This window comes from Paenibacillus sp. JDR-2, assembly GCF_000023585.1.
Lineage (GTDB): Bacteria > Bacillota > Bacilli > Paenibacillales > Paenibacillaceae > Pristimantibacillus.
Map to the genome: position 1 here is coordinate 2,066,094 of NC_012914.1, position 16,217 is coordinate 2,082,310.

Here is a 16,217-nt window from a genome sequence, read left to right on the forward strand (position 1 = left end):
ATTAATAATTGGGGGAACAAGCAATGAGCAAAAAAAATATGGTATCCATGTTTATGGCTTTGTTTGTGGTATTCGGCATTTTGTCGGGCTGCACGAATAACAACAATTCGAATACAAAGAGCTCTACCGAACCTTCTCCTTCCGCAAGCGATACAGCCAGCAATACGCCAAGCGATAGTCCGGCAAGCAAGTATCCGGATTATTCGAAAGGCTTCCCGGAGAAGGTTACTCTTCAGATCCCGGTTTATGAACGCGCTTTCGAAGGCTGGAACGTCTCCGACAACTACTATACGCGCTGGATTCAGAAGGAATTCGGCGATAAGTACAATATCGACGTAAAATTCGTGCCGATCACAAGAAACAGCGAAGTTACGGACTATGAGCAGCTGCTTGCTTCGCACAAAGCACCGGATATTATTTTCCACTACGATATGCCGCAAGCGCTTGCCTACTACGGCGAGGATGTCATGCAGGAGCTGGACTACGATGAAATCGCCAACTACGCGCCTACTTACTGGAAAAATATGAGCGAGACAATCAAGCAATACGGTGTCGTAGACGGCAAAAACGTATTCTTCTTTGCACAGCGTCCGCCAGCCGATAACTTCACCACGCTGATCCGCAAAGATTGGGTGGAGAAGGTTGGCATGAAAGTGGAGGATCTGACCTCCCTTGAGAAATATAACGAAATGTTAGAGAAATGGAAGGCGGCTGGACTTGGGGTTGCCGGCGCAGCCCTCTTGCAGAATAACTATACCTTCAACTATGCCTTCCGTGATTGGCCGATTGACCCGAAATACCGCGCGCTGTATTCCGATCTTGGCGTAGCGGACCTGACTACGAAGGAAACAGAGAAGTACCTGAAAAACCTGAACTACCAGTACAATCATGGGCTGATCGACAAAGAATTCTATTTGCGCAATGACGATGCGAAGACGAAAGCGGAATTCGTTGCAGGCAAAACAGGCACATACGGCTTCTATCTCGCTAGCAACACCGACGTTCTGACTGCTACATTGAAGAACAATCCGGATGCACAATTTGCAGTGCTTCCAGGTACGGCTGGAGTTCCGGAAGGCAACAAGCCGCAAGGCCGTGCATACTGGCCATTCGGCTTGATTATGGGGATCAACTATGAATCGACGGATGAGGAACGTGCCGCTGTATGGATGTACCTCGAATGGATGAGCCAGCCGAAGAACCTGTTCTACCTCCAGAACGGTGTTGAAGGTCAGAACTATACGCTGGATGCAGACGGTCTTGCCGTTAAGAATCCGGATTACAAAGGGGAAGCTGTACTATCCCAGAACAACAATAAAGACTATTTCGCACTCGTCAGTGAAGTTGTGCAATATACGGATCCGGCTGTAACGCGCAAAGCCTACTTGCAAAATTGGTCGCCTCCCGGCTACGAGAACCTTGCTGAAGACGTGCTGAATAATTTTGAGAAGTTAGCGGAATTCCGTACGCCGGATGCTCTGTTCAGCGTTGTCCTTGAGAAAGTAAACGAGTACAAAACCGATCTGAACTCGCTCTTCCAGGAGCTGTACGTGAAGGTGGCTCTGGCTCCGGAGGATCAGTTCGACAAAGTCTATGGGGATGCGAAGAAAACGTATCTGGATGCCGGCTATCAGGAAATTCTCGATGAGAAGCAAAAAGCGATCGACGCAGGCCAATTTAAGTAATCTCTAAAATAACGTTCGGGCCCCTGCGAAAGCGGGGGCTTTGGATATGGGGAGGCATGAAGACCGTGAAGCTGGATGCAACGGCAATCGATTTGAAGCAAATCGTCGGACAAGTGGCGGATTATACGTTTGGCATGGATCTGACCTGGGATTGGCCGGGCGGAGTTGCCTTTTACGGGGTAAGCCGGGCGTACGAAGTAACGGGAGAGAAAGCTTATCTGGAACGGATGGCTTCCTGGGTGGATGAATATATAGAAGTTGGCCTTCCGGGCTGGACGGTTAATACATGCGCGATGGGACATATGCTGCTCACCTTGTACGAGCATACGCAGGATCGGAAATATCTCGATATCATTATGAGCAAGGTCGATTATCTTGAAAATAAAGCTTTGCGCTTTGGCGACCGGGTATTGCAGCACACCGTATCCTCGAAAAATGATTTCCCGGAGCAGTGCTGGGCGGATACTTTGTTTATGGCCGCCTATTTTCTTTTGCGGGTAGGCGTCATGCAAGGCCGCAAGGATCTGATTGAGGATGCCCTTCATCAATTTTATTGGCATATCAATTACTTGCAGGATGAGGAAGACGGCTTATGGTATCATGGCTACAATCATATCAACAAGGATCATATGTCCGGCATGTACTGGGCACGCGCTAATGCTTGGGCGGCGTATACGATGTCCCGGGCGGCAAGGGGAGTGCCGGAAGGTTATCTGTATCCGCCAATGATGCATATTTGGGGCTCTCTGCGAGACCAGCTTGCCGCGATCAAGAGACTGCAGAAGGAGGATGGTCTCTGGGGAACGGTACTCGATTATCCGGAAGCCTATGGTGAAGTCTCGGCGACCGCAGGGATTGCCGCTGCGATGGTTACGCAGAACAATCCGCTGCACGGCAAGTATGTGCAGAAGGCGCTGGACGGCGTTCTTGCCAACATTACGTCTAGCGGTAGAGTATTAAACGTATCCGGCGGAACGGCCGTTATGAACGATATTGACGGCTATCTCAGCATCGGCAAGAAATGGGCGCAAGGCTGGGGGCAAGGGCTGGCGCTAGCTTTGCTTGCCGCCGTTATCGAGAACGAGAATAGTAAGCAGGGCTAAACCGCAAGGGCTTTAAGAGCCCTTGCGGTTTTTTCTTTTTTCACTTCTTTATAGCCGGGCAAATCTGTTTTCCGTCTTCAGCAGGATCTGCCGACGTTTCTCCATACCGCGGTGCTCCATACCCGCGTAGTTATACCATTTCAGCTTGTGAATCCCCATCTTGCGGAAGGTCCCCCGGAATAAAATCTTGGTGATCGGATTGCCGAAAATCCACTTGTATACCACGTTTGGCGTACTCATAACCGTCAATAGAGAAACCTGCTTCAGCTTGGGCATCAGGCTATAAAAGGGCCGGCCGCCTTTTCCTTCATCGAACAGCACGCCTTTCACAAACACTTTGTCGATAAAGCCTTTTGTCAAAGCCGGCATGGCCTCCCACCAGATCGGGAAAATAAAAATCATATGATCAGCCGCCATAAGGCGCTGCTGATAGTGAAGCACTAGCGGGTCGTTTGTTTGTCTTTGCCGCCACATCGCAAGATCCTCGGCTGATGTAACGGGATTAAAGCCGTCGGCGTGCAAATCAATGAGATCGATATGATGGCCGCTCGTGGTCAGGCCTCGCTTAACAGCTGCTAATAACGCGGCAGAGTAGCTTCTGTTGTGAACAACATTTTCCGATGCGGCAGCTCCGTAGGGATGGTCAAATACAATAACAACGTTCATGAAGGATCACCTCGACAATGAAATGAATTTTAAGAATCAATATAGATTCGATGGAAACAATCATATTATTTTGTTTCCCTGAAGTCAATAATGTTTCTCTAGATGTTTATTTGGCGTCCAATCATTGTTATACTGGCTACAGTTGACTAAAAGGAGCGAATGAGGGATGGGACATTCCGCTGCAGATAAAGAAATGGAGAAGGAAATCCTGCTGAACGACATGCTTGTTCAGGTAGGTCTCATACAGAAGAGGTTCCAGTCGGAAGGCGAGGATGAAGAAAAACGCTGGATGATGGCTCAAACCAACGACCACGAGGTTATTCAGTTTCTGAAGGAGTCAACAATCATTATGCTGCATGTCGTTGATGCGATTGGCGAGATGCAGCCGGTAAACGGGATCGCAATCTCGAAGCATTTCGGCATTCCGAGAGGCAGCATATCCAAGCTCACCAGAAGGCTGCTTGAACAAGAAGTGATTCAAAGCGAAAGCCTGCCGGACAATAAAAAAGAGGTGTGGTTCACCTTAACCCCATTGGGACAACGAATTTATGACATCCATAATCGGCTGCATGCCCATATCGGGCAAAATGTCCGGAAATTTCTAGGCAAATATAACGTCGAGCAGATGAAGTTTCTGGTGCAATGCATGAAGGATACGGTACAAACCTCATGGGTTGGGGATGAGGTGGAGCAGCAGGAGGCGGAAGCCCCTCAGGAGACTAGTGCTATGGGGGAGGTACTAGGGCTGCTGCAGCAGTTGGACGATCGTCAGCTGAAGAAGGCGAAGGAGATCATTCAGATCGCATTTTTGGAGTAGAGAGGAGGAGATCGACCGATGCTGCTGTTGCCTTTTACGCCAACCCCACCGCTTGACCCCTATATAGACAGCTTCCTTGTTCAAGAGGACTTCAACCCGCATAACTTTGCCAACCGGAATCCGGTTAAGGTGCTGCCGACCTCGATGATTGTGATCGGCATTCAATACGGAAAGCCTATGCTGAGAATCGAGAACGGCCTAACCCATAAGATGGGAACAAGCGGTCTTACGGGGTTGCAGACAACCCCAAAAGAATATGTCAGCACGGGAAGCATCGGTACGATTATCGTCCGGTTCAAGCCTGGCGGATTAACGCGTTTTACCCGTTATCCCGTTCACGAATTTCAGGATTTGAATGTGGAGCTGGAGCATATCTTCCCTCTGAAGCATGTTGCTCTGCTGGAGGAGCAGCTTGCTTATGCGAGTTCTGCTCAAGAGCGTGTAACGATTGTCGAGAGATTCTTCCTGACTGTCTTAAGAGAGGGAGAAGAAGATCGTCTGATTCAGCAAATTGCCTTTCAAATGATCCGGCGGGAGGGGAAGGTTAACGTGGAGCAGCTGGTAGCAGAATCATATGTCAGCAGAAGAACGCTCGAGCGCAAATTCAATGCGGTAATCGGGGCATCGCCCAAAAAGTTCGCCACGATTATCCGGTTTCAGCATACGATTCGGCTGCGGAAATCCGGCTATGATTACCTGGATATCGTAGAGGCCTGCGGCTATACGGATCATGCCCATTTTGCCAAGGACTTCAAGGCTTATGCCGGGAGCACGCCGGAGCAGTTCTTCCAAAACGAGGCACAGCCTGAATTATCCAAGACCTTTAACGAAGGTGAATCATTACTAGAGCAAAATATGTATCAATAAGGCATGAATGGCGGATACTTGTCGCATTATTACAATGCGTCTTTTTCTAAGAAGAGTATGATGAGGAAAAAGACAAAAGGAGCAAGTATCGCTTATGACAAATATGACTATCCGTGCAGACTATCCCTTTGAATCCCGCTATCTGAACGTTAACGGACACAACCTGCATTATATCGAGCAGGGGAGCGGAAATCCCATTCTCTTGCTGCATGGCAATCCAACCTGGTCTTACATGTACCGCAATCTCATTCCTTATCTGGACAAGCTGGGGCGCTGCATCGCCGTAGATCTGATTGGCATGGGCCGGTCGGAAAAGCCGGATATCGGCTATACGTTTCTCGAACAAGTGGATTATGTCAGCAAGTTTATTGAACAATTGGGCTTGAAGGATATCATCATCGTTGGACATGATTGGGGAATGGCGATTGGCCTGCAATATGCCGGGAGTCATTCTGAGAACGTGACAGCCGTTGCGATGCTCGAGCCTCAGGCACTGTATCCTTGCCCGGACTGGGAGGCCTTTACGCCAGCCGAATCAGCCGAGCTATTCCAGAAGCTTCGTGACCCGGAAGAGGGCTGGCCGTTTATGCGGGACAATAACGTGTTTGTGGAGGGCATGCCCCATATTATCATTAACCGGACATTTACTGTCGAAGAGCATGAATTTTACCGGGAGCCTTTTCGGGTGCCGGACAGCCGTAAGCCATCGTGGGTATTTCCTAATCAGATTCCGATCGAAGGCAAGCCGGATGAAGTTGCGAAGGCGGTTGAGCTGCGAAATGAATGGTTTACGCAGACGCCAATTCCGAAAATTCTATTCTATGCCGATCCAGGCTGCACCATCCGCGAGCCGCAAATGGCGTGGTGCCGGGAGCATCTGAAGAACCTCACGCTGTTCCCGATCGGCAAAGGCTTCCATCATTTGCTGGAGGAAAATCCTCATGTTATCGGACAGGAGCTGCAGCGCTGGGCGGGAACATTGTCTCGTTAACGAATCCTCAGCCAGATATTAAGGAGAATGACGCCAAGCAACATAAAGAAGAAGCACGCCCCCGGTGGCGTGCTTTTTCTTTTCTATATGGATGTAGTTCTTCAACCATTTAAGTTATTACCAAATTCATTTAAATGAGTACATTTTCTAATTTTCCCCGGTAGCTATAATGAAAACATGAGAGCTCCTTAATACAGCCGGAGGGATGAGAGAAATGAAAGCGGTTTTAGAACAAGACTACGCTTCACAAAAGAAGCCAAACAAATTTCTGCACAATATCAAAAGAGACAAATGGTTATACGCTCTCCTGCTGCTGCCCTTTGCATATATCTTGATCTTCAAGTATGCCCCAATCTACGGCGTAATTATGGCCTTTCAGGATTACAACATTTTTGCGGGAATAAAGGGGAGTGAGTGGGTTGGACTGGATGTGTTCCAATTCATTTTCCAGCAGGACAGCTTTTACCGTGCGCTCAAGAATACGCTGGCTCTGAATGTCTATGACTTAATAGCTGGATTCCCGGCGCCGATTATTCTAGCTATTCTGCTTAACGAATTGAGAATGGCAAGATTCAAGAAAATAACGCAAACCGTGTTGTATCTGCCTCACTTTTTATCCTGGATTATTATAGGCGGCATGGTCTATCTGATGTTCTCCAACAGCGGTATGGTCAATACGTTCCTGGCAAACCTCGGATTCGCGAAGATCGAGTTTCTGTCGCAGAAGGTGCCCTGGTTAGTCACTTATATCTCCGTTGGCGTATGGCAGCATATCGGATGGGGGACGATCATCTATCTGGCTGCCATGACCGGGATCAACAAGGAATTGTATGAAGCCTCGGATATTGACGGCTGCAGCAGACTTCGCAAGGTATGGCATATTACGCTGCCCGGCATTAAGTCTACGATTAATATTTTGCTCATTCTCCAGATTGGCAGAATGGTTTCCATCGGTTTCGATCGTCCGTTCGTTATGGGTAATTCGCTAGTTAGCGATTACTCCGATGTTATCAGTACATTCGTATACAGAGTTGGTATTAGCTCGGGGGATTTCTCCCAGGCAACAGCGGTCGGATTGTTCCAATCCGTCGTTGGCCTGATCTTGCTGATTGCTGCTAACTATATCGCGAAGAAATTGGGTGAGGATGGGATATGGTGAGTATGGCGAGCAGTATAGGACAAAAGAAAAAAATGAGCGTAGCGGATATCGTGATTATCGTATTTATCGTGGCGTTATGCTTCACCTGTATCGTTCCGTTCCTTTATATGATTGCGCTTTCCTTGAGCTCGAACGAAGCGATTGTTTCGCAAAAAGTAGGCTTGTGGCCGGTAGGCTTCACGCTGGAAACGTACAAAACGATCCTAAGCGACGTGGAGATGCTGTATACGCTTGGTTACAGTATTCTGCTTACGGTACTCTACACCGTGGTGTGTATGTTCCTGACCATTTGCGGAGCGTATCCGTTAACGAAGAAACGGCTGATGGGAAGAAACTTTATCCTGTCCGCACTGGTCTTCACCATGTATTTCAGCGGCGGCCTGATTCCTTCTTATATACTGGTTAAAAACCTCGGCATGATGAATACGGTGTGGAGTTTGGTCTTGCCGGGCGCGATGAGCGTGTTTAACTTAATCATTCTCAAGACGTTTTTCAACAACCTTCCGGAGAGTCTGGAAGAATCGGCTGCGATTGACGGCTGTTCGGATCTGGGCATTCTTATGAAGATTGTGCTCCCGCTGTCGCTGCCTTCGATCGCCACGTTAAGCCTCTTCTATGCGGTGGACAGATGGAACGGATTTCAGGATGCGCTGTTCTATATTACGGACAAAAATTTGTATCCGATGCAAATGAAGCTGTACCAGATCATCTCGGCCAATCAACAGCTGGACAGCCAGCAAGGCGGAGAAGGGGGCGCCGGCGCCTACATCGTGCCGGAATCTCTGAAAGCGGCGAGCGTTATGTTTACAACCATCCCGATCCTGCTCGTCTATCCCAAACTGCAGAAGTATTTCGTAGATGGCGTGATGACGGGGGCTATCAAGGGCTGATGAGGATACGGATTAAGAATGAGAGGGGTGATTCCCGGGCTTGGCGGAAGATGGATGCGAGGATGTTTGCAAGAGGTTGAATGATTGTATGATAGATATCTGAAAGGGTGGTTTTAAGTGAATACGGGAATGAAGAAGAAAGCAGCAATTCTATTTAGTACAGTGATTCTGGCCAGCGTAGCGGCAGGCTGCGGGAAAGACAACAGCAACAGCAATGCATCGCCGTCAAACGCAACGTCATCTAACGCTGCAGCATCAACAGCGCCTGCGGGTAATCCTGTAACCTTGACGGTGGAAGTATTCGACAGAGGTATTCAGGGACAGCCGGACTTGAGCAACAACACGTGGACCAAATATGTTAATGAGAAATTCGGCAAGCCCAATAATGCGATTGTAAAATATGTTACGGTGCCTCGTTCCCAGGAAGTCGACAAGCTGAATGTGCTCATGGCAGCCAACGAAGCTCCCGATATTTCCTTCACCTACGATGGAACCACCGTAACTCGCTTTGCCAAAAACAAAGGTCTCTATACTCTGGACGAATTGCTCGAGAAGGATGGCCAGCAATTGAAAGCTTATCTCGGCGATACCGTTCTTGACTACGGGAAATATGAGGGCAAACAAGTCTCCATCCCGGCGAAGCGGACTTTGCTTGCCTGGAACGGCTTGTTCATCCGTAAAGATTGGCTCGATAAGCTGGGACTTCCTGTTCCAACTAATAAGGATGAATTGTACGATACGCTCGTTGCCTTCCGCGACAAGAACCCTGGCAATGTAAATGGTGTCATTCCGTGGGCGACTGCGGCTGCCGGCATGAACTATACGTTCGGCAACCTGGTTCCATCCTTCTGGGGCCCAATGTCGGAGGAGGAATTCGTTACCACCACCAACTGGCTGAAGCCCGGTAACAAGGATGCGTATAAATGGCTGAATAAGCTCTACTCGGAAAAGCTGATCAGCCCCGACTTTGCTTTAGACAAAACGGCTAAGCAAGCGGATGCGGATGTAACCAACGGCAAGGTAGGCTTCTATGGGGCGAACTGGGATTATGCGCTTACTGCAAAAATTCGCGAGCCGCTGAAACAAAATGCGCCGGATGCGAACTATGTTCCTATCGATACCTTCAAGAACGCAGAAGGGAAATATATAAAAGAAACGTATAATGAAAACGGACTTTTCTCCTTCATCCCGAAAAGCAGCAAAAATGCGGAGCTGGCCATGAAGTATCTGAACTGGATGGCTGATCCGGAAGTGTTGTTCTTCCTGCAGTTCGGCGAAGAAGGCGTCAACCACAACATGGTAGACGGCATCCCGCAAGGAATTGCGCAAACCGGCGAAAATATGCAAATGAGCAATCTCAATCTGGATTATACGCTGGTCGTAAACGGTGCGGAGCTGGGCGATACCGAAAAGAATGTCAAAACGTACGCGGCAGCCTTGGCAACCGGAGATAAGGCTTATGAGCAGATGGCTGTTGATTCCTATAAGATTAATACGACAGACGGCTTTACCGGCTTCTACTATGGGGTTCCGAACGAAGCTAGCATCAAGTACGGCAAAACGCTCGGAGATATGAACAAGCAAATGATGGATAGGCTTATCGTTGCCAAGCCGGGAGAATTTGACGCCTTATACGATAAGTTAGTGAAAGAATATATGGACGCTGGCGGTCAGGCCGTTCAAGATGAGAATGTGAAGCATTACAAAGAAATTAAAGGAAGCAGCAAGTAATTCAATTCATAGGATACGGATAAGCCATCGATTGCTCTTCAACATGGTTTATCCGTATTTTGCTCGGTTGTTATTCCCGAACAGATTTGCTATATTCGGAGAATCCATATATTTGGAGAAACCCACATGTTCAGGAGGATTCCCATGTACAAGGTCATGATTGTAGATGATGAGTCGTGGGCGATTAAAGGAATTCGAAACGCCTTTGACTGGGATAAATACGGTTTTGAAATTATAGGCCAATTTACAAGCGCTTACAAAGCGTGGGATGCTATTCTAGCAGAGAAACCTGACTTGGTATTTACGGATATACGCATGCCGGATATTTCCGGGCTTGATCTTATGAAGAGAGCCAAATCGCATGATCTGGACATTGAGTTTGTCATCGTTAGCGGATATGCGGAATTTAAATATGCGCAGGAAGCGCTGCGCTACGGCGCGCTTAACTATTTCCTGAAGCCTTTGGACGTAGATATGGCTGATTCGTTTATAGCGGAGCTTGCCATGCATTTCTCCAAGAGAGGCGCAGCACGCAACCAGCTTCTTCTGGATGCCCTGACCTCGCCCAACGAGGACGAGATAAAGCGTTATTTACCGCTTCCCGATTGCGGCGCTGTATGTTATTACCAAGTGCTTTCCATCGATTTCAAAGGCGACAACAAGGATTTCGGAAAGCTGTTTACTTTGGAAGGAAAGCCGGTTACTGCTGTGGAAGTAGAAGCCGGAGCAAATAAAAGGTTGATCGTTCTGATGGCGGAGAATAAAGATTGCCTTGAAGAGCTTCGGGATGAATTAGCCGTGAAAAATACCGGCATGAATACGGTGGGCATCAGCAGCATTTCCAGCCAGCTAACGAATATGGGCAAGCTGATTAAAGAAGCAGATCTGTCAGCCTCGCAAGCTTTTTTGGACGATGGCGCAAGCGTCGTTCATTACGAGCCGAAGGTTTATTTGGTGAAGCCATGTATCGATGAAATTTACCGGATCATTCAGGGGAACCGATTTGACGACATGGAGGCGTACATCAACGGGCTGCAGGCTTACTTTAAAGATCAGCATCTCGGCATGAGTGAGGTTGTTTACCTATGGAACCAGGCCGTTGGGATTCTTATAAACGCCTATGCCGAGGAATTGAAGGATATGGAAATGGAATTCCTTAATTATTCGGAGATTAAGGAACGATTCGAACACTTCGAGTCTTTGTGCAGCTTTTTGCATGACGTCCTCGCTTCCATTACGCAAGGGAACAGCCGCTCCTTGCAGGAAGGGGACATTTTATCTTGCTTTAACCGGATGGTAGCCTATATCGACAGCCACTACGAACAGAAGTTGTATTTGAAGGATTTGTCCGCCCAGTTCTACATTAATCAAGTTTATTGCTGCCAGTTATTCAAGAAAAATCTGGGCAAAACCTTCTCCGAATACGTGTCGGAGCTCAGGATTAAGAAAGCCCGTGAGCTATTGAAGAAAACGGATCTGTCGATCGAAGAGATCGCCATTCAGACCGGGTATGTGGAATACTACTATTTCAATAAAGTTTTCAAAAAGCATTGCGGGATAACGCCTTCTAAATTCAGAAAAAGCAGTTAACGATGAACGGAGAACGGAGCGGCAGGCCATGAAGACCAGTAGACTGAAATTGAAGCATCAGATATGGCTTATCTTTTTTTTCGCTATCGTTATATTTACGGTCATGGTGCTTTATTTCTTCTATAGCTTCTCTCATCTGACCCAGAGCAGGGCCGCCAATTTCGGCAATCAAATGATTGAGCAGACGCGAAGCAAGATTGATACCGTGTTTAATGATATCCGGGTCAGCACCGGCATTGCGGTCAACAGTAAATTGATTCAGGAATATGCCGTAGTGGATGATGATTACAAAAGAGCGTTTGATAGCGGTAATTACGCACTGGATCTCATGGATTATATGAGATCCTTTAATTCGTATGTGAGCGGAATCGTGATTGATGACGTTCGGGGGAAGCAGCTTTACAGTCTGGATTCCTCGGGCGGCGATATTTTCTTTCTCCATCGCTATGCAAGCTTTATCCAAGCTTATAAAAAAGATCCCTCGCTTCGGGAAAAGGGGATGTTCACCACAACCTTAAAAGACGATAGCATGGAATCGGAACAGTTTTTTTATATCGCGCCGATTGTGGAATCTATAGGGGGAATCTATTTCTCCCAAATAACGGGTTACTTCACCGTAATGGTTAATATGGACAAGCTGCAGGGGCTTGTGGAAAATACGGAATTGACGCCGCACTCCACTTTGTACATTCTGGATAGCCAGGAAGAGGTTATTGCGTCCACGAATGCCAAGGCACGAGGCTCTTTGTTCAAGGATTTGCTGTCTATGGATAAGGACAACCTGCGTGACGGCGTGAAAACAACCATCGACGGGGAAGATATTCTCGTTCAGGTCAAAGGCTTGGAGCAGGCGGACGGGTGGCGGATTGTGAGTATGATTCCGGTTCATGAACTGACAGCGGACATGAACCCCATGAGAAAGGTCAGCATAATCGTGGGGATCGGAATTATCCTTATTCTGATTATGATGGGCATTTTCTTCATGAATAGCCTGATGAATCCGGTGATGGGGCTTGTTATGGATATGAAAAGGGTAGGTAGGAGGGACAGAGGCTTCCGGATCAAAGTCCGCTCTACCAATGAAGTAGGCTCGCTGGCCCGCGACATCAATCGGATGATGGATGAGATGGAGGAAATGACTAGGGATATGTTCAATACCCAAGCCAGATTGTACAAATCCGAGCTCAGCCAGAAGCAAGCGGAGTTTTCCGCCCTGCAGAGCCAGATCAACCCGCATTTCCTGTATAATACGCTGAATTGCATCAGCAGCATCGGATTGGAATACGGAAGCAGGGAAATCGCGCAAATGACGTCAAGCATGTCTAAAATTTTCCGTTACAGCATCAAGCAAGATGAGCTTGTGCAGATCAAGGAAGAAGCGGACTGTATTCAGGCCTATATAAAAATTATCACTATTCGTTACGATAATAAATTCGCCATGAAGATGGATATCGAAGAGGGGCTGCTTCGGATGAGAACCCCCAAGATGATTCTCCAGCCTATTGTGGAAAATTCCGTCTATCACGGGCTCGAGCGGATGGATCAAGGAGGACAGCTCGAGGTTACCGGGAGCATGGATGAGCAGGGGGATGTGTACTTCTGTATTAGGGATACCGGAAAAGGAATGGAACCGGAGGAGCTGGCCGCTCTCCAGGCTAAGCTGGCCGCGGACTATCCGGAACGCGCGCAAGACGGCCAACCGTCCCAAAGCATAGGATTAACCAATATTCATAACAGGCTTCGGCTCCTGTTCGGGGAGAGCTACGGAATCACTATAGAAAGCAGGGCGGGATACGGAACGACCGTAACCGTCAAAATTCCGGCGCTGAAATAGCCAGCAGATGTGAAAGCCTGAATGCATCGCGCATTCAGGCTTTCACATCCGTCTAAGCGGGTTGTATTAGGATTGACGCTTGCGTCAGGCAGTTGATGACCATAAGCTCCACGCCTCCGCTGGGATGGCTTGTGCATAATACTTCGCATCCGGTGCCGGTAACCGCGTATGGCAATCCTTCAGCCAGATTGACTCTTATATGAAAAGGCTGATCGGATTCCCCGGCGTAATGAAACTCAGCTCTGTATTCCGTATAGTCATCCTTCATGTGTTGATGCAGAATCCAGACGTTTAAGCCTGTCGTAACCTTGCCCAGCTGATAATAGGCGGCAAACCAATTGATGACAGGTGACGATAACCCGCCGAAGTGATGCCAGCCTGCGCCGCGTCCCGACTGAACGATAAAATGCTCGTAACAGTTGTAAGTAGCTTCGGTCTCGCGTTTCCATAATTCCAACGCCGTGCTTGCAATACGGCAAGCGAGGTCCGGGTAACCGTAATCAAACATCGTTTTCCAGAAAAACCACTGATGGGACATCCAGACCGCACCGTTCCAGTAACCGTCCGCGCGATAATACGGGGCGCTTTGATCGACGGTGGATAAGCCGATTGGCGTCCAGAAACGTTGTTCGTCAAATAAGGCGTCAATAAGACGCTGGGCACGGTCTTTCTTGCAAATCCCTGCCAGGAGCGGGTAAAGGCCATCCATCCCCCTATTGTAATTCGCTCCGGAGCCGTGATGCAGAAGATCTTCGTATTCTCCTTTTTCGTTATGCAGCACGTAGCCGTAATAACCGGTTTTCTCATCCCAGGCATAAGTGTCGAGGGCATCGCTCCATCGCCGGATGTCCTTGTCGTATTCCTGGATATGGATATCCATTTTCCAATTATCGGATGTTGCCGCCGCCATTATGAGGATTTTGGCGATTCGAATGGCCTGACTCGTTGTAATGACGGGAGCCGTTTTATGTTCTAATTTTTGCTCATGCACGTATTTCTGAGGCGGGTAGTCGTCCCATCCCCCCGAGTTATAGAAATAATCCCAGGTTTGAAGCAGACCGGTTTGAAATACGCCCGTTGTTGAACCGTTAATTTTGCCTGCGAGGAATAGGTAGTATTGCCGTAATCTTGGGTAGAAATAGTCTAGGAACTCTGGAGACTGCTTGCCGTTCCACAGTTCGTGAAACAGATAATGCTGCACGGGCACCGGGCTGCCGTGATGAATAAAGGCTGCTTCGGGGTCTCCGGGCTCCGTCATATAAGCATTTAAGCAATCAATCGCCCGGCTGACATCAAGGTCTGCAAAGCCCAGTCCGATAAACCCGGAATCCCAGGTGTACAGGGAATCCCACCATCTCCCCGGGGTGTTGTGACGAATGAATTTGCGCTTGGTGTAGACCGGGAACACCGTATTTGTCAGCAAAGTCGCCCGCATGAGCTGCTGGCTGAAGGAATACCGGTCGCCTGAAGGATAAGCGGGAGCAATCTCCAGCTTCTTGCGCTCCGCCCGATAGATAGACTCGCAGCTCTTGGCATCCAATGAAAAGCTGGCCAGACGGATATGCACTTCTTCCAAAGTCCCGCAGCACACCATGCCGTGAAGAACAAGGGAGGAAGCCGGATTTACGGGAATAGGACGCATAAATACATTCGTAAAATGTCCTTTTCCGTTGCCTTGCAAAATAGCATTCACATGATCGTGCACCGTATGGCGTGCGAATCGATCAAGCTCATCGCTTCTGAACTGCCTGATCTCCGCATCGGGATAATTCCACAACAAGCCGTAATAACAGGAACTATCCGGATAGTGAAGAATAAGACTGCCGGGAACGGGACCTTCCAGCAGCTCCGGTTCCGTGCGCCAAGGCTGATCCGTAAACGCAACCTCTCTGGAGGTATGCTGCTCGACAAGCATAAAGCCGTCAAGCACAAGCGGGCTTGCGTTTCGCGTGCGAAGGCTGACAGAAAGCTTGCCTGCAGGCAGGCTCCCAATAGGCAGTTCCGACAACGTTAAGCTGCCGGATGGTTCAAGATGAAGCCGGTAGTCCTGCTCCCCGAGCCGAAGCTCAAGCTCCGCGCCCCGTACAGCTTGACCGCGCAACAGGAACATGGCGTTCTTCAGGGAGGACTCAATGTTTATCTCGTAGCGGAGCAGATCTCCGGCATCCGTACCGAACGGGCTGCCGATAGCCGATCCTCCCGTAAAGTGCTGTCCGCGAATTTCTCCGCGCGCCAATCCATCGTATACCAGACCGTTTGCGGGCCGCGGCTTGGCAAAGATCAATTCCTTGTACTCCAGCGCATCTACCCACTTTGCTCCATCAGGAAGCTGTGCTTCCGAGAAGATTTGGACTGCTCCGTGTCCTGGCAGCCGGGGAGGCTGGAGCGAAGCCATCGCGTGCAGCACTAGATTTTGCGGATGCTCCGTTTGGTTAGCGAAGTTAACGCGGATAAGCCGGCTCTGCTCATCGATTCTGCTGAACGATATATCCGCGTAGACCCGATCCTTCCATTCCAGCTCATGGCGGTGGGAGAAGTGGCTGAAATCCGGCGAAGACTCCCAAGGATGGTAGCCGGATTCCCATAAGACATTAGGAATATCTATTTTTCTTCGATAGAATCCCGGCATTAAGCTTAAATCAAATCGAACGCCTTTCGACGGATCGTTAATATGGGAGATGCCGATATATTGCTTGGCATAAGGTCCCCAGGAAGGTAGGTTCAAGTCGTGATTATTGGAAAGACGCTGGTAATCATTCATGTCGGACGACTCCTTCGGCTTGTGGCATTTTCTCTTCATTGTAAAGGCAAGGTGCTTGAAAAAGCCTCTTGATAGCCGATCCTTTTGTCTTGAAAACGGACATTCATGATACGATAAAGGCAT

General features: G+C 48.7%; 12 protein-coding genes. 10 read left to right on the forward strand and 2 right to left on the reverse strand.

The window, feature by feature from the left end; all coding sequences use genetic code 11:
* The first annotated feature begins 23 nt into the window (after positions 1-23).
* Together PJDR2_RS09020 and PJDR2_RS09025 are read left to right on the forward strand one after the other, a co-directional pair.
* Positions 24-1,685, forward strand: coding sequence for an ABC transporter substrate-binding protein (locus tag PJDR2_RS09020; protein ID WP_015843358.1), 1,662 nt, complete (start codon positions 24-26; stop codon positions 1,683-1,685).
* Between the two features lie 56 nt (positions 1,686-1,741).
* Positions 1,742-2,788, forward strand: a complete 1,047-nt coding sequence (locus tag PJDR2_RS09025; RefSeq protein WP_041613384.1) for a glycoside hydrolase family 88/105 protein — start codon at positions 1,742-1,744, stop codon at positions 2,786-2,788.
* 48 nt (positions 2,789-2,836) lie between these two features.
* Here the strand turns inward: PJDR2_RS09025 and PJDR2_RS09030 are convergent, their stop codons facing one another.
* Entirely contained in the window at positions 2,837-3,454 is a 618-nt protein-coding gene (locus PJDR2_RS09030; protein WP_015843360.1) for an NAD(P)H-dependent oxidoreductase, read from the reverse strand.
* Between the two features lie 166 nt (positions 3,455-3,620).
* Here PJDR2_RS09030 and PJDR2_RS09035 point away from each other — a divergent pair, with 166 nt between their 5' ends.
* The 8 genes from PJDR2_RS09035 (at position 3,621) to PJDR2_RS09070 (ending at position 13,333) form a co-directional block, all read left to right on the forward strand.
* Entirely contained in the window at positions 3,621-4,271 is a 651-nt protein-coding gene (locus PJDR2_RS09035) for a MarR family transcriptional regulator (protein ID WP_015843361.1), read from the forward strand.
* An 18-nt stretch (positions 4,272-4,289) separates the two neighbouring features.
* Positions 4,290-5,138: a helix-turn-helix domain-containing protein gene (locus PJDR2_RS09040; protein ID WP_015843362.1), complete on the forward strand. Its 849-nt coding sequence runs from the start codon at positions 4,290-4,292 to the stop codon at positions 5,136-5,138.
* Between the two features lie 94 nt (positions 5,139-5,232).
* Positions 5,233-6,129, forward strand: coding sequence for a haloalkane dehalogenase (locus PJDR2_RS09045; protein ID WP_015843363.1), 897 nt, complete (start codon positions 5,233-5,235; stop codon positions 6,127-6,129).
* Between the two features lie 214 nt (positions 6,130-6,343).
* Positions 6,344-7,288, forward strand: coding sequence for an ABC transporter permease (locus PJDR2_RS09050; RefSeq protein WP_015843364.1), 945 nt, complete (start codon positions 6,344-6,346; stop codon positions 7,286-7,288).
* The gene (locus tag PJDR2_RS09055; protein WP_015843365.1) at positions 7,282-8,178 is read left to right on the forward strand and encodes a carbohydrate ABC transporter permease; all 897 of its coding nucleotides are present in this window, start codon (positions 7,282-7,284) and stop codon (positions 8,176-8,178) included. The genes PJDR2_RS09050 and PJDR2_RS09055 overlap by 7 nt, the downstream gene beginning before the upstream one ends.
* Before the next feature lie 117 nt (positions 8,179-8,295).
* The gene (locus PJDR2_RS09060) at positions 8,296-9,909 is read left to right on the forward strand and encodes an extracellular solute-binding protein (RefSeq protein WP_015843366.1); all 1,614 of its coding nucleotides are present in this window, start codon (positions 8,296-8,298) and stop codon (positions 9,907-9,909) included.
* A 144-nt stretch (positions 9,910-10,053) separates the two neighbouring features.
* Positions 10,054-11,499: a response regulator transcription factor gene (locus PJDR2_RS09065; protein ID WP_015843367.1), complete on the forward strand. Its 1,446-nt coding sequence runs from the start codon at positions 10,054-10,056 to the stop codon at positions 11,497-11,499.
* A 28-nt stretch (positions 11,500-11,527) separates the two neighbouring features.
* Positions 11,528-13,333, forward strand: a complete 1,806-nt coding sequence (locus tag PJDR2_RS09070; protein ID WP_015843368.1) for a sensor histidine kinase — start codon at positions 11,528-11,530, stop codon at positions 13,331-13,333.
* 52 nt (positions 13,334-13,385) lie between these two features.
* Here the strand turns inward: PJDR2_RS09070 and PJDR2_RS09075 are convergent, their stop codons facing one another.
* Positions 13,386-16,094 (reverse strand): MGH1-like glycoside hydrolase domain-containing protein, encoded by a 2,709-nt coding sequence (locus PJDR2_RS09075; protein WP_015843369.1) that lies wholly within the window; start codon positions 16,092-16,094, stop codon positions 13,386-13,388.
* Between the last annotated feature and the right edge of the window lie 123 nt (positions 16,095-16,217).

What these genes read in the sequence shown, in the direction of transcription:
- PJDR2_RS09020 (WP_015843358.1), top strand. Translation starts at nt 24, where the DNA reads ATGAGCAAAAAAAATATGGTATCCATGTTTATGGCTTTGTTTGTGGTA.
- PJDR2_RS09025 (WP_041613384.1), top strand. Translation starts at nt 1,742, where the DNA reads ATGAAGACCGTGAAGCTGGATGCAACGGCAATCGATTTGAAGCAAATC.
- PJDR2_RS09030 (WP_015843360.1), bottom strand. Translation starts at nt 3,454, where the DNA reads ATGAACGTTGTTATTGTATTTGACCATCCCTACGGAGCTGCCGCATCG.
- PJDR2_RS09035 (WP_015843361.1), top strand. Translation starts at nt 3,621, where the DNA reads ATGGGACATTCCGCTGCAGATAAAGAAATGGAGAAGGAAATCCTGCTG.
- PJDR2_RS09040 (WP_015843362.1), top strand. Translation starts at nt 4,290, where the DNA reads ATGCTGCTGTTGCCTTTTACGCCAACCCCACCGCTTGACCCCTATATA.
- PJDR2_RS09045 (WP_015843363.1), top strand. Translation starts at nt 5,233, where the DNA reads ATGACAAATATGACTATCCGTGCAGACTATCCCTTTGAATCCCGCTAT.
- PJDR2_RS09050 (WP_015843364.1), top strand. Translation starts at nt 6,344, where the DNA reads ATGAAAGCGGTTTTAGAACAAGACTACGCTTCACAAAAGAAGCCAAAC.
- PJDR2_RS09055 (WP_015843365.1), top strand. Translation starts at nt 7,282, where the DNA reads ATGGTGAGTATGGCGAGCAGTATAGGACAAAAGAAAAAAATGAGCGTA.
- PJDR2_RS09065 (WP_015843367.1), top strand. Translation starts at nt 10,054, where the DNA reads ATGTACAAGGTCATGATTGTAGATGATGAGTCGTGGGCGATTAAAGGA.
- PJDR2_RS09070 (WP_015843368.1), top strand. Translation starts at nt 11,528, where the DNA reads ATGAAGACCAGTAGACTGAAATTGAAGCATCAGATATGGCTTATCTTT.
- PJDR2_RS09075 (WP_015843369.1), bottom strand. Translation starts at nt 16,094, where the DNA reads ATGAATGATTACCAGCGTCTTTCCAATAATCACGACTTGAACCTACCT.